Raw genomic sequence first — 16,032 nt, forward strand, 5'->3', positions numbered from 1 at the left:
TCCCGCGCAGGCGGGAATCCATGAAAAGACTGGATTCCTGCTCCCCGCCTCCGCGAGGACAAGCTTCGCAGGAATGGCGATTAATGATAATGTAATAAAACTATCAATGAAAATAAATAAATTCACCCTGATGAAGAAGAAACCCTTGATCCTGATCACCAACGATGACGGCATTGACGCCGCGGGCATCAAAGCTTTGCGCCTGAGCTTAAACAAGATAGCCCGGACCGTGGTGTTCGCCCCCCTGTCCGAGAAGAGCGGGGCCAGCCATTCCTTCTCCCTGCGCAAGCCGCTGGAGGTGGTGTGGCGCAACCGGACCACCGTGGCGGTGGATGGCACCCCCACCGACTGCGTGATGCTGGCCATTCGCGGACTGCTGAAGGAGAGGCCCGATCTGGTGGTGTCCGGCATCAACCACGGCCCCAACCTGGGCGACGATGTCACCTACTCCGGCACGGTGGCCGGGGCCACCGAGGGCACCCTGCTGGGCATCCCGTCCATCGCCGTGTCCTGCACCTCATGGAACGGCTGTAATTTCCAGGCGGCCGCCCATTATGCCCGCCGGGTGGCGGCCACCGCCCTCAAGCATGGCCTGCCCAAGAACACCCTGCTCAACGTCAACGTGCCCAGCCTGCCGATCTCCAGGATCAAAGGGGTCAAGATCACCAAGCTGGGCAAGCGGATCTACCGCGACGTGATAGTGGAGCAGAAGCACCCCGACGGCCGGCAGTATTTCATGATCGACGGGGCCGACCCCGACTGGGAGCGCCAGCCCAGGACGGATTTCGAGGCCATCGAGCAGAACTACGTCTCCATCACGCCGTTCCACCTGGACTGGACCAATCACCGGGCATTGGCCAATCTTAAAAAGTGGGAAACGATTCTGGCCAAAGATCGTCCGGGAAGATAATGTTAGCGGCAGTCAGTAATTTCGCCAGCGAAACTTTTTCCGCCCTGCGGGTGCGCAATTACCGCCTGTACTTCATAGGGCAGGGGATCTCCTTGAGCGGCACCTGGATGTCTACCATCGGCCAGGCCTGGCTGGTGCTCAAGCTGACCGAATCCGGCACCGCCCTGGGCCTGGTATCGGCCTTTCAGTACCTGCCGGTGCTGCTGCTGGGCCCGCTGGGCGGGGTGGTGACCGACCGGTTCCCCAAACGGAAGCTGCTCTATTTCACCCAGGGTGCTTTCTGCCTGCTGGATCTGATACTGGCGATACTGGTGGTCACCGGCAAGGTCCAGTTATGGATGGTCTACAGCCTGGCCCTGTGTTTCGGGCTGCTGGTGGCCGTAGACAATCCCACCCGCCAGTCATTTGTGCACGAGATGGTAGGCAGCAAATTCCTCCGAAACGCGGTCACCCTGAACTCCATGGAGATCAACCTGGCCCGGGTGATAGGTCCGGCCCTGGCCGGGGTGCTGATCGCCAGCGTTGGGATGGCTTCCTGTTTCTTCATAAATTCGTTTTCCTTTCTGGCGGTGCTGATCTGCCTGTTCCTGATGCGGAGCAAAGACCTTCATCCCATCCCGCCCATCCGGCAGTTCAAGGGGCAGTTGAGCCGGGGGTTCGCCTACATGTGGAAGACCCCGGTGATCCGGGAGGTCCTGATCATGATGGCCATCGTGGGCACCCTGACCTATGAGTTCCAGGTAAGCCTGCCGCTGATAGCCAAATATACCTTTCACGGCAATGCCCGGACCCTGGCCCTGTTGACCTCCGCCACCGGAATAGGATCGGTGCTGGGGGGTCTGTTCACCGCCAGCCGGGGGAAGGCCGGGACCTTTTGGGTGGCCTGGGCCAGCCTGGGCTTCGGCACAGCCATCCTGGCGGTTTCTGTTTTGCCCACTTTGGCTTTAGCCGCGACGGCCATGGTGATCGTCGGGATCTTTTCCATTGCCTTCAATTCGCTGGGCAACACCACCCTGCAGTTGGAATGCACCCCTGAAATGCGGGGCCGGGTGATGTCCCTGTGGGCGGTGACCTTCATCGGCTCCAATGCCATAGGCGGCCCGGTCATCGGCTGGGTGGGGGAACACGCCGATCCCAGGTGGAGCCTGGCCTTAGGCGGGATCGCGGCAATAGTTGCCGGGGTTTACGGGTTGATATCATCCAAAAAGGCCTATTCCAAAATAGATCTGGCTGTCGAGACGGCTTAATAAATTCACCACCACAACAGCCAAGGTTCGAAACGATAGATAATGTTAGCCGCCCTAAATAATTTTACCAAGGCCACCTTTTCGTCCCTGCAGGTGCGCAACTATCGCCTTTATTTCATCGGGCAGGGCATTTCGATGTGCGGCACTTGGATGCAGTCCATCGGCCAGGCCTGGCTGGTGCTAAAGATCACCGGATCAGGCACGGCCCTTGGCCTGGTGACGGCTTTTCAGTTTCTTCCGGTATTGCTGCTGGGGCCGATGGGCGGGGTGGTGACCGACCGGTTTCCCAAAAGAAAACTGTTATATTTTACCCAGACCGCTTTCAGCCTTCTGGCCCTTACCCTGGGGATCCTGGTGGCGGTGAACCGGGTTCAATTGTGGATGGTCTATCTGCTGGCTCTGGGCTTCGGCCTGCTGGCCGCCATCGACAACCCCACCCGCCAGTCCTTTGTCCACGAGATGGTCGGCAGCCAGCTGTTGCGAAATGCGGTGACCCTTAACTCCACCGCCATCAACCTGGCCCGGGTGATAGGGCCGGCTTTGGCCGGAGCGCTTATTGCCGGCGTCGGACTGGCCTCCTGCTTCATCATAAATTCGGTCTCCTATCTGGCGGTTTTGATCTGCCTGCTTATGATGCGCGACAGTGAGCTTAACGCCGCTCCTCCGATACGGGCCATGAAAGGGCAGCTGCTCAAGGGGTTTGCCTACATGTGGAAGACCCCGGTGATCAGGGATATTTTGATAATGATGGCGATAGTCGGGACCCTGGCATATGAATTTCAGGTAAGCCTGCCGCTTCTGGCCAAATATACTTTTCACGGTACCGCCGCCAGTTTTGCCATGCTGACCTCGGCCATGGGAATGGGGGCGGTATTGGGCGGGCTTTTTTCAGCCAGCCGGGGAAGATCCCGCCCGGTGTGGGTGGCCTGGGCCAGCCTGGCCTTTGGGACAGCCATTTTGATCGTTTCCTTGTCTCCCGGTCTATCTTTTGCCGCTATTGCCCTGGTGGCGGTGGGAATATTTTCGATACTGTTCACCTCTCTGGGGAATACCACCCTGCAGCTGGAGTGCCAACCGGCCATGAGGGGGAGGGTGATGGCCATTTGGACCGTGGCCTTTATGGGGTCTACCCCCATAGGCGGTCCGATCATCGGCTGGGTGGGGGAACATGCCAGCCCCCGGTGGAGCCTGGTGGTGGGCGGACTGGCGGCCCTTTTGGCCGGGGCCTATGGATTGATGTCCATCAGGAAAAATTATTCCAAAATAAACCCGGCCGCCGGGACGGCCCAAGATGGTCAATAAGATGCGGGTCGGCAGAAGAAAAGACTTTTAATGATAAATTATTTTTACGGACAGTAGATGAATTACGAGCTTTCACGAAAACAGATGGTGGATCAGCAGATCATCCGCCGGGGGGTGAACGATCCCAGGGTGATCGCCGCCATGCAAAAGGTGCCCCGGCATCTGTTTGTGCAGGAAGCCCTGCAATACCGGGGTTACGACGACAATCCCCTGCCCATCGGCCAGGCCCAGACCATCTCCCAGCCGTATATCGTGGCCCTGATGAGCCAGAACCTGAACATCAAGGGCGGGGAGAAGGTGCTGGAGATAGGCACCGGCTCCGGCTACCAGGCGGCGGTGCTGGCCGAGATGGGGGCCAAGGTCTTCACCATCGAACGGGTGGAGAAGCTGTACCACAATTCCCGGAAACTGCTGGAGGATCTTAAATACCACGATATAGCCGTCAAGCTGGGGGACGGCACCATCGGCTGGGCCGAGCATGCGCCCTACGACCGGATCATCGTCACCGCCGGGGCCCCGGAGGTTCCCAAGGCCTACTGGGACCAGCTGGCCGAGGGCGGCCGGATAGCCATCCCGGTGGGCGATGTCCATGTGCAGTCGCTGGTGCTGGTGGACAAGATCGAGGGCAAAGAGGTGAAGAGCCAGGTCTGCGGCTGCGTGTTCGTGCCGCTGATCGGGAAATACGGATGGCAGACCAATGGACAGTAGGATACGGATAGGGGTGATCGGTGCCTCGTCCTGTTCGGCAAAATTAGCCCAGGCGGCCTACACGGTAGGCAAGCTGATAGCCCAGAGCGGCGCCATCCTGATATGCGGCGGGATGGGCGGGGTGATGGAGGCCGCCTGCCGCGGGGCGGTCGAGGCCGGCGGGATGACGGTGGGGATACTTCCCGGCTCTTCGGCCAAAGATGGAAACGAATATCTGACCGTTCCAGTGGTGACCGGATTGGGCTACGCCCGGAATTCCATCGTGGTGCAGTCGGCCCAGGTGCTGATCGCCATCGGCGGGAAATACGGGACACTGTCGGAGCTGGCCTATGCCGCAGGGTTCGGGATACCGGTGGTCGGGCTTTCCACCTGGAAGATCCGGGCGCCGATAAAGCACGTGAAGACCCCGGAGGAGGCGGTGAGGATGGCGCTGAAGATGGTGGGGAATAAAATATGAAAAAAGCAATAATACCAATCATCATAGTTCTTGGTGTATTATTAATTTATATTAGTTTTAATTTTCCTAGATGTATAAAAGAATATACCGAGGAATCGGCTGTTATCGCAGTGAAAGAGAATTTATTGATTCTTGTAGAAGCAATTGAAAAATGGCATAGCGACAATGGTAACACGTTTCCCCATTCATTTAACGATATAAATAACTCAAACGGGAATGCATTCAAATCATATTTATTAAAACCATTAGAGCAGCCATACATATTTACATCAAAAAATATTAATAAATTTGTATACTTTAAAGACGATGCCTTGCCTAAAGATTTCAATGCTATTAGAAAACCTGGCATAATTTATGTGTTTTATTACAATAACAAATATGTTGTTTTGGGTTTTGGGAAGAAAAATCAAAATATAATACGATCCGATTCTGACGAATTTAAGCAGTTTTATGAGGTTTATATAAATGAGTATAAACGAATATATAAAAAATAATTATTTTAGTACGGGTATATTTTGAAACCATTCCAATTCTTTATAACAGACTATAACTTTAAATCATTTAATGTTTGATGAATAAAAGCCTATCAACCCGTATCACCGGCATGGTGCAGGGCGTGGGGTTCAGGTATTACGTATCGCAACAGGCCAGGCATCTTGGGCTGGCCGGTTATGTTCGCAACCTGCCGGACGGCTCGGTGGAGGCCGAGGTTGAAGGCGAAGAGGATAAGTTGAAACAATTCATCGTGGCGCTCAAGGCAGGGCCGTCCGGCGCGGTGGTGGAGGAGGTCAAGGTGGAGTGGGGAGAATACGGCGGGAGATACCGGGGGTTTAATATAACGCATTGACCACCCCTTTCATCCCCTCCTTGCACTTCGACAGGCTCAGTACAGGCTCAAGGAGGGGAAAGAGGGGAGGTCTAAAACCACCAACTCAACCCTTGAATTCCCTTCTCTTGCCAAGAGAAGGGCGGGGATGAGTTCAGAACCAAAGACGCCCCTCTTACTCACCCCTTGATAGGGGATATGCGGGCCGGGCAGGGCAACCCCTGGATTCCTGCTCCCCGCCTCCGCGAGGACAAGCTTCACGGGAATGACAAAAAACTTTGTGTCTTTTGTGCCCTTTGTGGTTAAAGTGCCTGGATTCCCGATTACTCGGGAATGACAAACGACTTTTGTGGATTGCTTCATCAGAAAAGCAGCGAAGTCCTTTCGCAATGATGTAAGAGGCGCGTCATCCTTAAGGTGTCACCCGTTCGGCCTGTTGGGCGGGCAGATTTCTCAGGGTGACGAAAGGATTCTTCGGCTTGCCGGGCAGGGCATTGGGCTCAGAATGACGAAAGGCCATTTGGCGGGGGTGAGGTCAAAACTCTCCCCTTGATAGGGGAGATGCGGGCCAAGCAAGAAAAGTCTTTGTGCCTTGGTGGTTAAAGTGCCCTGGATTCCCGATTGCTCGGGAATGACAATCGAAGTATTATGAAAATCAAACAAAGTATCATATAACTCATCAGGAGCAGAACATGGCAGTCAATCTGGAAAAATTCATCAGAGAAGTGCCGGACTTTCCCAAGCAGGGCATCGGCTTCAAGGACATCACCACACTGCTAAAGGACGCCGAGGGCTTCAAGCTGGCGGTGGACCAGCTGTCGGAGCAGTTGAAGGATGTCAAGATTGACGCCATCGCGGTGGTAGAGTCCCGGGGCTTTCCCTTCGGCTCGGCCCTGGCCTACAAGCTGGGCACCGGCCTGCTGCTGGTCCGCAAGCCCGGAAAACTGCCGGCCAAGACCATCCGCCAGGAATATGAGCTGGAATACGGCACCGACGCCCTGGAGATCCACCAGGACGCCATCAAGCCGGGACAGAATGTCCTGATCGTGGACGACCTTCTGGCCACCGGAGGAACGGCCATGGCGGTGGCACAATTGGTGGAGAAACTCCAGGGAAAGGTGGCCGCCATCGCTTTTGTGGTGGAGCTGGATTTCCTGAAAGGGCGGGAGAAGCTGGCCGGTCATAAGGTGGTTTCATTGGTGCACTATCAAAGCGAGTAATTGAAAAACAGGATCACATATCTTTTCCTGCTGGCGGCCCTTTGGCTGCTGATCGGGGCCGGTCAGGCCCGGGCCCAGCAGGCCTCGCCGGCCGACTCCGCCTCCGGGTATTTTCAGGAATACTTCTCCCGGCTGATGGAGGAGTGGCGCCTCAACCAGGTCCAGGAGCTGGCCAAACAGTGGGGCATTTCTGCGATGGGCACCAAGGGCATCAGGATGAACCGCAGCTTCTGGGAGGAACGACTGAGCCTGGTGATGTGGCTGCCCCGCAGCAGCCGGGGGCAGAGCCTGGTGCTGGAGTATCAGTTAAAAAAGCACTTCCTGGTCAGGGGGGAGATCGACCGGCATTCCCGAAGCGACAATGCCTGGCTGGACTTCATCTTCCGGACGGAATATTGAAGGGTTAAACTTTGGCAACGGTAACAGGGTCAAATATCCCTGTAAGCTGTTAGTTAAATTTATTTTAGGTGTCAACATGAAACGAATGATCGCGGCAATGCTCCTGGTCCTTTTGACCATTCCGGCCCTGGCCCAGGACGGCTATTTCGGCAAGAACAAGGTCAAATACAAGAATTTTCGCTGGGAGAAGATCACCACCGAGAATTTCGAGATCTACTATTACCAGGGCGGGCGGGAGCTGGCCCAGGTGGCGGCTCGGATGGCCGAGAACGCCGGGCGCAGGATATCCCAGGACATGGGGCACACCCTGTACAATAAGATACCCATCGTGTTGTACACCTCTCACAATGATTTCGCCCAGACCAACATCGCCCAGGATATCATAGACGAAGGGGCGGGTGGTTTCACCACTTTGCTCAAGAACCGGGTGGTGGTGCCCTATACCGGCTCCTATGCCGACCTGGATCATGTGATCACCCATGAACTGGTCCATGCCTTCATGTTCGACCTGTTCTTCGGGAAATCCATGGAATCCATCTTCTCCCAGCAGAGCCTGATGCAGCTGCCCCTGTGGTTCGTGGAGGGGATGGCCGAATACGAATCGCGGGGCTGGGATCCCGAGACCGAGATGATAATCAAGGACCTGGCGCTCAACCAGCGGCTGATCCCCATCCAGGAGCTGGAGGGATACGGCGGGAGCTATTTCGTCTACAAAGAGGGCCAGGCCATCATCAAGTTCATAGTCGAGAGGTACGGACAGCAGAAGATCGGCGAGATGTTCCACATGCTGAAATCCAGCCGCAGCATGGACAACACCTGCGAAAAACTTCTGGGCAGCAACGTCGAAAAGCTGTCGGAGCTGTGGCTCAAGGATATGCACAAAAAATACTGGCCCTATCTGGCGGCCAAGAAGGAGGTCCCGGACTTTGCCAAACAGCTGACCGAGCATGACGTTTTCAAGACCGGCTCCTATTTTAACCTGGCCCCCTGTTTTTCGCCCCAGGGTGACAAGATCGCCTACATCTCCGATCAGGACGGCCGGGCCGGGATATACATCATCTCCAGCATCGACGGCCACCGCATCAAGCATCTGGTCAAGGGCGAGCAGAACGCCCAGTTCGAGGCCATGCACCTGGCCTGGTTCCGGGGAGGCCTGAGCTGGTCCCCGGACGGCAAAAAGCTGGCCTTTGCCGCCAAATCCACCACCGGCGACAAGCTGTACGTGGTCCGGGTTGACAACGGCAAGATCCTTAAAAAACTGGAGTTCCCGATGGACGGGATCTATTATCCCAGCTGGTCTCCGGCCTCCGATAAGATCGCCTTCTGCGGACTAAAGGACGGCCAGTCCGACCTGTATGTGGCTGACATCGCCGACAGCCACAACGTGGCCTACAGCCTGGAGCGGCTGACCGATGATCAGTACGACGACCGGGAGCCGGAGTGGTCCCCGGACGGACGGGAGCTGGTTTTCGTCTCGGACCGTCCGGCCGGGGAAGACCAATCCGGCCTGGACACCATGTATTTCGGCCGCTACCGCCTGTTCTCCATGGATCCGGTCTCCGGCAGCATCGGCTGCCTGACCCCGGAGGAGACCATGGTCTCCCGTCCCAGCTGGTCGCCCAAGGGGATAGCCTATACCGCCATCCGCCGGGGGGTGAGCAACATCTTCGCCATCTCCGGGGACAGCACCCTGCAGCTTACCGATGCCATCACCGGCTGCCTGCAGTCCAAATGGTCCCGGGACGGCAGCAAGCTGGTCTTCATCGGGTATCACAAGACCGGATGGAACATCTTCACCATCAAGAATCCGCTGGACAAACTTCCGGGGATCGACAGCCAGAAGGTTTTCTTCTGGGCCTCGGCCGACACCGGCTGGTATCAGCCCCGGAAATTCGAACAGCCTTTGGCCGACAGCAACCGCTATAAGCCCGGCCAGGCCCGGACCAAATTTTCGGTGGACTGGGCCCAGGGATCTTTCAACTACAATACTTTAAGCGGGCTGGGCGGCCAGGCCGAGATCGTGGTCAGCGACGTGATGGGCAACCATCAGTTCTACTGGCTGTCGGACATGGTCATCAACCTGCAGAATTCGGATTATCAGCTGACCTATTTCTACCGCCCCCGGCGCTGGGACTACGGCATCAGCTACTACCAGTACCACAACTACTATCTGGCCTCCAACAACGACATCATCATCGAAAAGATCAACGGGGTCCAGGGGATACTCTCCTATCCCTTCAATCGTTACCAGCGGATCGATTTCATGGGCAGCTGGAGCCACTACAATGAGGAGCTTTACCATTATGAGAATTATCAATATTACACGTCTCCCGACGCCAACCTGAACGTGATCATCCCGGCGGTATCCCTGGTGCATGACAATGTCCAGTGGTCCTACTACGGCCCCCGGGAGGGCCGGAGGGCCATGGCCGCGGTGGAGGCCAGCAGCCGGAGCCTGGGCAGCGACCTGAACTTCGTCAATTATTTCACCGACATCCGGCAGTACTGGCCGCTTACCAAAAGGTCGGAATTCGCCCTGCGCCTGATGGGCGGCCTGTCGATGGGATCCGACGCCCAGTATTTCGAACTGGGCGGGCCCTATACCTTAAGGGCCTATGATTACAACGAGCTGGACGGCACCAGGATGGCCCTGATGAACCTGGAGCTGAGGGTGCCCTTCGTGGACCGGATCCAGATGGCCATCCCGCCCATATCTTTCTACGGCATCCGGGGAGCGATGTTCTTCGACATCGGGGCCGCCTGGTCCGACAGCCGGCAGTTTCAGCTCTTCCAGCGCGATCCCAACGCCCTGTTGAAAATGAAGGACCTTAACGGGAGCCTGGGGACCGGGATCAGGATGATAATATCGCCCTTCATGATGAAACTGGATTTCTCATGGAAGACGGACCTGTCCTCGATCTCCGACAAGGCCAGGATATCCTTCGTGCTGGGCAGCGAGTACTGATGCCGGTGAAGATAATCGCCGGAGAATTCCGGGGCCGGAACATCAACTGCCCGGAGGGCTGGGATGTCCGTCCCACCTCCAGCATGGCCCGGGCGGCCATCTTCAACATTCTGCAGCAGGGCGGCGCCTGCCGCCGGGCCCTGGACCTTTACGCCGGATCGGGCGCTCTGGGGATCGAGGCCCTGTCCCGCGGGGCGGAATCGGTAGTGCTGGTGGAGAAGGACCCTGGACCGGCCGGAGCCATAAAAGACAACCTGGCAGCCCTCAAGCTATACCCCCGGGCCAGGCTGTATGCCGGCGACGCTCTGGAATTTTTGAGGACCTGCGGGGAGCAGTTCGATCTGATCCTGGCCGACCCGCCCTATCCCGATCACTGCCTGCCGGATATCCTGGATGCCGTGGAGCGGAGCAGAACGCTGGCAGATTACGGCACCCTGGTCATCCAGCACTCCCTGAAGGAAAAATCCCCGGCCAGCTTCGGGGGGCTGAAAAGGTGGAAGAACAAAACCTACGGCAAGACCCAGGTGAGCTTTTACCGTTATAATGGGGAGGAATGAAATGGGAAACCTGGCAATTTACCCGGGGACTTTCGACCCGGTGACCAACGGCCACCTGGACATCATCCAGCGCGGGGCGGAGATCTTTGACCGGATAATCGTGGCGGTGGCCGCCAGCCGGAATAAAAACCCCCTGTTCTCCCTGGAGGAGAGGGTGGAGATGCTCAAAAAGACCGCCGCCGGATATAAAGGGGTGTCGGTGGAACCATTCGACGGGCTGCTGGTGGACTATGCCCGGTCCAAGGGGGCCCGGGTCATCATCCGGGGCCTGCGGGCGGTGTCCGATTTTGAATACGAGTTCCAGCTGGCCCTGATGAACCGCAAGCTGAACCCCGGGATGGACACCTTCTTTGTGATGCCCTCGGAGAAGTACGTATATTTAAACTCCGGCCTGATCAAGGAGATCTCCCGCATGGGCGGAGACATCTCTTCCCTGGTGCCGGATGAAGTGCTGAATAATTTAAAGGCGAAGTACCACAAATGAGTTTAGTAGACAAAGCAGAACTGGAGATCACCGCCGGGAACGGGGGCAAAGGAGCCATCAGTTTCCGCCGGGAGAAATTCGTTCCCAAGGGCGGCCCGGACGGCGGGGACGGAGGCAAGGGCGGCTCGGTGGTCCTGGAGGTCAATCCCAATCTGGTGACCCTACGGGATTTCAGATATCAGCACCGGTTCAAGGCCGGGCACGGGCAGAACGGGGCCTACAAAAAAATGTACGGGGCCAACGGGCCGGACTGCATCATCCAGGTCCCTCCCGGCACATTGGTTTACGACAAGGAGACCGGGGAACTGCTGGCGGACCTGATAGAGCCGGCCAGCCGGATAGTGGTGGCCAAAGGGGGCATCGGCGGCCGGGGCAACGCCAAGTTCGCCACCTCCACCAACCAGACACCCCGGGTGGCCGAGAAGGGGCAGATAGGCGAAAGTAAAACTTTGCTGTTGGACCTTAAACTGCTGGCGGACGTTGGTTTGCTGGGTTTCCCCAATGCCGGAAAATCAACCCTGCTGTCCTGCCTGTCGGAGGCCAGGCCCAAGGTGGGCAACTATCCCTTTACCACCCTTTCGCCCAATCTGGGGGTTATGGAGCTGGAGGGCTTCAAGACCTGCACGGTGGCCGATATGCCGGGGCTGATCGAAGGGGCCCACCAGGGCAAGGGGCTGGGCACCCGTTTCTTAAGGCACGTGGAGAGGACCAAACTGCTGGTCTATGTGATCGATGCTTCGGTGGCCGACCCCTGGAAGGAATACCGGGTGCTGAAGGATGAGCTGGTCGAATTCAATCCCGCTATCGCCAAAAGGCCTTCATTGCTGGTTCTTAACAAGATGGACCTGGTCAAGAAGAGACCATCCGCCCCCAAGGGATCAAAGGCCATTTATATTTCGGCTCTCAAGGCGGAGAACATCTCCCAGCTGAAAAAAGCCATCACCAAAGCATTGAGCAAGGTAAAAGATGACTGACCACCAGCTGACCGAGGCGGTGGAACTGCTGAAATCCCGGGATGCCAAAAAACGCATGACGGCGGTGGACATGGCGGCCGGGCTTAACAGCGCCGGGGCGGTGGCGCTTCTTATCAAGGCCCTCCAGGACCAAAGCTGGAGCCTGCGGGAATATGCCATCAAAAAAACGGCCCTGGCCGGGCATCAGGCCGTCCAGCCTCTGGTCAGGCTGCTGCGGGACGGCGTCTGGTACACCCGGGCCGCGGCCTTGCAGGCTTTGGAGCTTATCGGGGACATCGCTGCTTTGAATGCCGTCATGGGGCTTATCAAAGACCCCAACCGCAGCGTGGCCGAGGCCGCCCATAAGGCAGCGCTGGTTTTGTCCCGGAATGCGGAAAAGGAGATCTTGTATTCTGCGGCGGAAAAAATGTCCGCCGAACAGCGCGGCAATCTGGTAGATCTGATATCAAAATCCCACGCCGCCCTTGCGGAGGGCCTTCGGTCCCACTTGGACAACCTCCCCCGGGATGCGGCCCAGACGATCATTCCCGGTGCCGGGGACGAACCCGATGCGGCCGTGAGACTGCAGGGATTACGGCGCGAGCTAAAGGCCATATTAAGGCAGAACGACAGGATCGGCAATGAAGACGCATGAGGAATTGCTCTGGTGGCTGCGACTGCAGTCGGTCAAGGGAGTCGGCTCCATCAAGTTCAATGAACTGATCAGGGTCTTGGGCCATCCCCGAAAGGTGTTTGCTTCCGACGATTCAGCGCTGTCCCAGGTTCCCAAGATAGATGCCAGGGTCATACAGGAGATCCGAAGCTTTAAATTCGTGCCGGGCTATGCCGAGGAGCAGTTGGAGAAGGCCGATAAGCTGAGGGCCGACATCCTGACCATGGACGATCCGGAATATCCGGACAATCTTAAAAATTTCACCGATGCCCCGCCAATTCTGTTCGTCCGGGGCTCCCTGAAAAGCTCCGACCAGAGGGCGGTGGCCATAGTCGGCTCCCGCAATGCCACCACCTACGGCAAGAACACCTCCTCGGGGATGGCCCGGGAACTGGCTTCGTTGGGGATCACGGTGGTCAGCGGAATGGCCCGGGGCATCGATTCTGCAGCCCACCAGGGAGCGCTGGCCGCCGGAGGCCGGACCATTGCCGTGCTGGGCTGCGGGGTGGACATCGCATACCCGGCCGAAAACAGAAAGCTCCGGGATTCCATCATGGAGAGCGGGGCGGTGCTCTCGGAATACCCCATCGGCGAAAAACCGCTGCCGGCCCATTTTCCCAACCGCAACCGGATCATCACCGGGCTCTCGCTGGGGGTGCTGGCGGTGGAGGCCCGGGAGGACAGCGGGGTGTTCTCCACCGTCCGGTGGGCGGCCGAACAGGGCCGGGAGGTCTTTGCGGTGCCCGGCCCCATAACCTCGGCCACCAGCCTGGGGCCCAACCAGCTGATCAAGCAGGGGGCCAAGATGGTCCTCAACATAAGCGACATCCTGGAGGAGTTGAATCTATCGGGTCCCGATAAAATGCCGCCCAAAGAAACTCGTCCTGAAATAGAACTGGAGGGCGATGAGGGTTCGGTGTTCGCCAGCCTGGCCGATGATCCCCGGCATATAGATGTCATAGCCCGAACGGCAGAGCGCAGTTCCTCGGACACTCTGAGAATACTTTTTACCCTGGAGATGAAGGGTTTGATACGGCAGCTGCCGGGAAAGATGTTCGCCAGGATATGATGCCATTTTCAGATCATTGATCATGAAGATCAATTTAATGAAACTGCCAGCAATCTACGGCATGGCCGGGGCCTTGGCCGGATATTTTTTGCTGCATCCGGCCTCGATGTTCATCCACAGCATCGGGGTGGCGGTATTTCCCGAGGATGGCCGATCGGTGGACGAAATGGTCGGCAAGGCCGGCGCCGCTTTGTATATCGCCAAGGATCTGGGGCGGAACCGGGTTGTTTCCGGATGATCAACTCATAAAGGAAGGGATATGACGAAGGTTTCATTGGTAAAATGCAGTTCCTACCAACCCCACGAAGTCAGGGTCGCCGTAAAGCGCTCGCTGGATCTTCTGGGGGGCATCTCCGCTTTCGTGAAGCCCGGACAAAAAGTGCTGTTAAAGCCCAATCTGCTTTCTTATCACCATCCCGACAAGGCCGTCACCACCCATCCGGCGTTTCTGGAGGCAGTGCTGGAACTGGTCAAATCGGCCGGCGGAGTCCCGGTGGTGGGCGACAGCCCCATCGGTTCGGCCCGGCATATAGAGGAGTACTGGAAAGTGACCGGATTCCAGGAGGTCTGCCGGCGGCAGGGGGCGGAGCTGGTGGCTTTTGAAAAATCCGGGGTCTATAAGAAAAACCTTAACGGCCGGAATTACCATATCGCCAGGCCGGTGCTGGATGCCGAGGTGATGATCAATCTTCCCAAGCTCAAATCCCACAGCCTGACCCTGCTGACCTGCGCCGTCAAGAACATGTATGGCGCGGTGCCCGGACTGAAAAAGTCGATGTATCACCGGGAGGCGCCCCTGCCCATGGAATTTTCAAAATTACTGCTGGATATATACACCCTGGCCAGGCCGCAGCTGAACATAATCGATGCGGTCATCGGCATGGACGGCAACGGGCCCTCGGCCGGCGATCCCAAGCCTATCGGAATGATCATGGCCGGGGCGGATGGCGTGGCCATAGACTGTCTGGCGGCCCATCTGATGGGAATGGATCCCCTGAAGGTGCCGACCAATCTTTTAGCCCGGAAAATAAATCTGGGCGAGACCCAGCTTGAGAACATCGAAAGGCTGGGCGATGCGATCGAGGTGAGAAACGATTTCCAATGGCCGTCCACCTGGGCCTACTCCCTGATCCCGTCTTTTTTGGCCCGACATATGGCCAAACTTTTCTGGATACGGCCGGCCATCGATCCCGCCAAATGCGTCAACTGCGGGGCCTGCGTAGAAAGCTGTCCCACCAGCGCCATCTCCTCCGGGGAACCGACCCCGGTTTTCAATTACAAGCTCTGCATCAATTGCCTGTGCTGTCAGGAGATCTGCCCCCAGCAGGCGGTCCATCCCCGGCGAAGCCTGATAGCGAAGATGGTCCGATGAGCACCATCAGACCCAAACACCGGCTGGAATATGCTTGGCTGGCATCATTGGGTTGGATGGCCCGGGTCCTGCCCGAAAAGACCGCGGCAGCGGCCGGCGCCCGATTGGGCGGGCTGGCCTTTGATGTTTTCCGGATCCGACGGAAAGTGGCGCTGGATAACCTGGCCCAGGCCTTTCCCGAAAAAAAAACCGGCGAGATCAAGGATATCGCCCGGAGCCTGTATCGCAATCTGGGAAAGAACCTGCTGGAATTCTTAAGGTTTCCCAAACTGACCGGCGGGGACATAAAAAACAAAGTAAAATTAATCGGGCAGGAGCATTTAGACCGGGCGATCAAAAGCGGCCAAGGGGCCTTGCTGATCAGCAGTCATTTCGGCAACTGGGAGCTTTATTCTGCATCCATCGCAGCCTACGGATACCCCCTCTCGGTGGTGGTGTATGAGCAACACAATCCCCTGGCCGACCGGATGATGAACCAACTCCGCCGGGCCAAGAATATCGAGGTGATCTTCAAACCGGACGCCCCCCGGGCCATACTGAAGGCCCTGGCCCGGAACCGTTTTGTGGCCATACTGATCGACCAGGATGCCGGGCCGGACGGGGTGTTCGTGGACTTTATGGGGCGACCGGCCTCCACCGCCAAGGGCCCGGCGGTTTTCGCCATCCGGACCGGAGCCCCGCTGCTGACCGGGGTGATCGTCCGGCAGGGTGATGGCGGGCATGTCGGCTATATCGAGCCCGCGGTCTACGCCGAGCCGGCAAAAGACAGGGAACAGGAGACGCTCAGGCTGACCGCCTGGGTCACTGCGGTCATGGAAAAGTATGTCCGGAAATATCCCGACCACTGGTACTGGGTGCACCGCCGTTGGAAAACGAAACCCCTAAAATAA

The 16,032-nt window shown here is 57.5% G+C and carries 19 protein-coding genes; 18 read left to right on the forward strand and 1 reads right to left on the reverse strand.

The features are described from left to right. Positions 1-130: 130 nt before the first annotated feature. The 7 genes from A2273_06105 (at position 131) to A2273_06135 (ending at position 5,471) form a co-directional block, all read left to right on the forward strand. Positions 131-910: a 5'/3'-nucleotidase SurE gene (locus A2273_06105; protein OGF08742.1), complete on the forward strand. Its 780-nt coding sequence runs from the start codon at positions 131-133 to the stop codon at positions 908-910. Continuing rightward, complete coding sequence (locus A2273_06110) at positions 910-2,157, forward strand: hypothetical protein (GenBank protein OGF08511.1); 1,248 nt, start codon at positions 910-912, stop codon at positions 2,155-2,157. The genes A2273_06105 and A2273_06110 overlap by 1 nt, the downstream gene beginning before the upstream one ends. 42 nt (positions 2,158-2,199) lie before the next feature. Further along, positions 2,200-3,459 (forward strand): hypothetical protein, encoded by a 1,260-nt coding sequence (locus A2273_06115; GenBank protein ID OGF08512.1) that lies wholly within the window; start codon positions 2,200-2,202, stop codon positions 3,457-3,459. A 57-nt stretch (positions 3,460-3,516) separates the two neighbouring features. Next, positions 3,517-4,167 carry a protein-L-isoaspartate O-methyltransferase gene (locus A2273_06120; GenBank protein OGF08513.1) on the forward strand — a complete coding sequence of 217 codons (651 nt, stop codon included), beginning with the start codon at positions 3,517-3,519 and terminating at the stop codon, positions 4,165-4,167. Beyond that, on the forward strand, positions 4,157-4,624 hold the full coding sequence (locus tag A2273_06125; GenBank protein OGF08514.1) for a TIGR00725 family protein: 468 nt from the start codon (positions 4,157-4,159) through the stop codon (positions 4,622-4,624). Before A2273_06120 ends, A2273_06125 begins: the two co-directional genes overlap by 11 nt. Further along, positions 4,621-5,118, forward strand: a complete 498-nt coding sequence (locus tag A2273_06130) for a hypothetical protein (GenBank protein OGF08515.1) — start codon at positions 4,621-4,623, stop codon at positions 5,116-5,118. The genes A2273_06125 and A2273_06130 overlap by 4 nt, the downstream gene beginning before the upstream one ends. Before the next feature lie 77 nt (positions 5,119-5,195). Further along, a complete protein-coding gene (locus A2273_06135; protein OGF08516.1) occupies positions 5,196-5,471 on the forward strand; it encodes an acylphosphatase in 276 nt (91 codons plus the stop codon). Positions 5,472-5,507: 36 nt separating this feature from the next. Here A2273_06135 and A2273_06140 read toward each other — a convergent pair whose 3' ends face one another. After that, positions 5,508-5,840 carry a hypothetical protein gene (locus A2273_06140; protein OGF08517.1) on the reverse strand — a complete coding sequence of 111 codons (333 nt, stop codon included), beginning with the start codon at positions 5,838-5,840 and terminating at the stop codon, positions 5,508-5,510. A 302-nt stretch (positions 5,841-6,142) separates the two neighbouring features. Here A2273_06140 and A2273_06145 point away from each other — a divergent pair, with 302 nt between their 5' ends. From A2273_06145 to A2273_06195, 11 genes are all read left to right on the forward strand, one after another. Then, positions 6,143-6,670: an adenine phosphoribosyltransferase gene (locus tag A2273_06145; protein ID OGF08518.1), complete on the forward strand. Its 528-nt coding sequence runs from the start codon at positions 6,143-6,145 to the stop codon at positions 6,668-6,670. Then, positions 6,671-7,069 carry a hypothetical protein gene (locus A2273_06150; GenBank protein ID OGF08519.1) on the forward strand — a complete coding sequence of 133 codons (399 nt, stop codon included), beginning with the start codon at positions 6,671-6,673 and terminating at the stop codon, positions 7,067-7,069. An 85-nt stretch (positions 7,070-7,154) separates the two neighbouring features. Then, positions 7,155-10,034: a hypothetical protein gene (locus tag A2273_06155; GenBank protein OGF08520.1), complete on the forward strand. Its 2,880-nt coding sequence runs from the start codon at positions 7,155-7,157 to the stop codon at positions 10,032-10,034. A 5-nt stretch (positions 10,035-10,039) separates the two neighbouring features. After that, the gene (locus A2273_06160; protein ID OGF08743.1) at positions 10,040-10,591 is read left to right on the forward strand and encodes a 16S rRNA (guanine(966)-N(2))-methyltransferase RsmD; all 552 of its coding nucleotides are present in this window, start codon (positions 10,040-10,042) and stop codon (positions 10,589-10,591) included. Continuing rightward, positions 10,578-11,075 (forward strand): pantetheine-phosphate adenylyltransferase, encoded by a 498-nt coding sequence (locus tag A2273_06165; protein OGF08521.1) that lies wholly within the window; start codon positions 10,578-10,580, stop codon positions 11,073-11,075. The genes A2273_06160 and A2273_06165 overlap by 14 nt, the downstream gene beginning before the upstream one ends. Further along, positions 11,072-12,049: a hypothetical protein gene (locus A2273_06170; protein OGF08522.1), complete on the forward strand. Its 978-nt coding sequence runs from the start codon at positions 11,072-11,074 to the stop codon at positions 12,047-12,049. The genes A2273_06165 and A2273_06170 overlap by 4 nt, the downstream gene beginning before the upstream one ends. Beyond that, the gene (locus A2273_06175; GenBank protein ID OGF08523.1) at positions 12,042-12,683 is read left to right on the forward strand and encodes a hypothetical protein; all 642 of its coding nucleotides are present in this window, start codon (positions 12,042-12,044) and stop codon (positions 12,681-12,683) included. The genes A2273_06170 and A2273_06175 overlap by 8 nt, the downstream gene beginning before the upstream one ends. After that, positions 12,670-13,770 (forward strand): DNA protecting protein DprA, encoded by a 1,101-nt coding sequence (locus A2273_06180; GenBank protein OGF08524.1) that lies wholly within the window; start codon positions 12,670-12,672, stop codon positions 13,768-13,770. Before A2273_06175 ends, A2273_06180 begins: the two co-directional genes overlap by 14 nt. Positions 13,771-13,792: 22 nt before the next feature. Then, entirely contained in the window at positions 13,793-14,008 is a 216-nt protein-coding gene (locus A2273_06185; GenBank protein OGF08525.1) for a hypothetical protein, read from the forward strand. A 21-nt stretch (positions 14,009-14,029) separates the two neighbouring features. Beyond that, complete coding sequence (locus tag A2273_06190) at positions 14,030-15,142, forward strand: hypothetical protein (GenBank protein ID OGF08526.1); 1,113 nt, start codon at positions 14,030-14,032, stop codon at positions 15,140-15,142. Beyond that, on the forward strand, positions 15,139-16,032 hold the full coding sequence (locus A2273_06195) for a hypothetical protein (GenBank protein ID OGF08527.1): 894 nt from the start codon (positions 15,139-15,141) through the stop codon (positions 16,030-16,032). Before A2273_06190 ends, A2273_06195 begins: the two co-directional genes overlap by 4 nt.

It is taken from the genome of Candidatus Edwardsbacteria bacterium RifOxyA12_full_54_48 (genome assembly GCA_001777915.1).
Classification (GTDB): domain Bacteria; phylum Edwardsbacteria; class AC1; order AC1; family EtOH8; genus UBA2226.

Bases quoted from the DNA above. Each gene is read 5' to 3' on its own strand.
- A2273_06105 (OGF08742.1), top strand. From the start codon at position 131: ATGAAGAAGAAACCCTTGATCCTGATCACCAACGATGACGGCATTGAC.
- A2273_06110 (OGF08511.1), top strand. From the start codon at position 910: ATGTTAGCGGCAGTCAGTAATTTCGCCAGCGAAACTTTTTCCGCCCTG.
- A2273_06115 (OGF08512.1), top strand. From the start codon at position 2,200: ATGTTAGCCGCCCTAAATAATTTTACCAAGGCCACCTTTTCGTCCCTG.
- A2273_06120 (OGF08513.1), top strand. From the start codon at position 3,517: ATGAATTACGAGCTTTCACGAAAACAGATGGTGGATCAGCAGATCATC.
- A2273_06125 (OGF08514.1), top strand. From the start codon at position 4,157: ATGGACAGTAGGATACGGATAGGGGTGATCGGTGCCTCGTCCTGTTCG.
- A2273_06130 (OGF08515.1), top strand. From the start codon at position 4,621: ATGAAAAAAGCAATAATACCAATCATCATAGTTCTTGGTGTATTATTA.
- A2273_06135 (OGF08516.1), top strand. From the start codon at position 5,196: ATGAATAAAAGCCTATCAACCCGTATCACCGGCATGGTGCAGGGCGTG.
- A2273_06145 (OGF08518.1), top strand. From the start codon at position 6,143: ATGGCAGTCAATCTGGAAAAATTCATCAGAGAAGTGCCGGACTTTCCC.
- A2273_06155 (OGF08520.1), top strand. From the start codon at position 7,155: ATGATCGCGGCAATGCTCCTGGTCCTTTTGACCATTCCGGCCCTGGCC.
- A2273_06165 (OGF08521.1), top strand. From the start codon at position 10,578: ATGGGGAGGAATGAAATGGGAAACCTGGCAATTTACCCGGGGACTTTC.
- A2273_06170 (OGF08522.1), top strand. From the start codon at position 11,072: ATGAGTTTAGTAGACAAAGCAGAACTGGAGATCACCGCCGGGAACGGG.
- A2273_06175 (OGF08523.1), top strand. From the start codon at position 12,042: ATGACTGACCACCAGCTGACCGAGGCGGTGGAACTGCTGAAATCCCGG.
- A2273_06180 (OGF08524.1), top strand. From the start codon at position 12,670: ATGAAGACGCATGAGGAATTGCTCTGGTGGCTGCGACTGCAGTCGGTC.
- A2273_06185 (OGF08525.1), top strand. From the start codon at position 13,793: ATGAAGATCAATTTAATGAAACTGCCAGCAATCTACGGCATGGCCGGG.
- A2273_06190 (OGF08526.1), top strand. From the start codon at position 14,030: ATGACGAAGGTTTCATTGGTAAAATGCAGTTCCTACCAACCCCACGAA.
- A2273_06195 (OGF08527.1), top strand. From the start codon at position 15,139: ATGAGCACCATCAGACCCAAACACCGGCTGGAATATGCTTGGCTGGCA.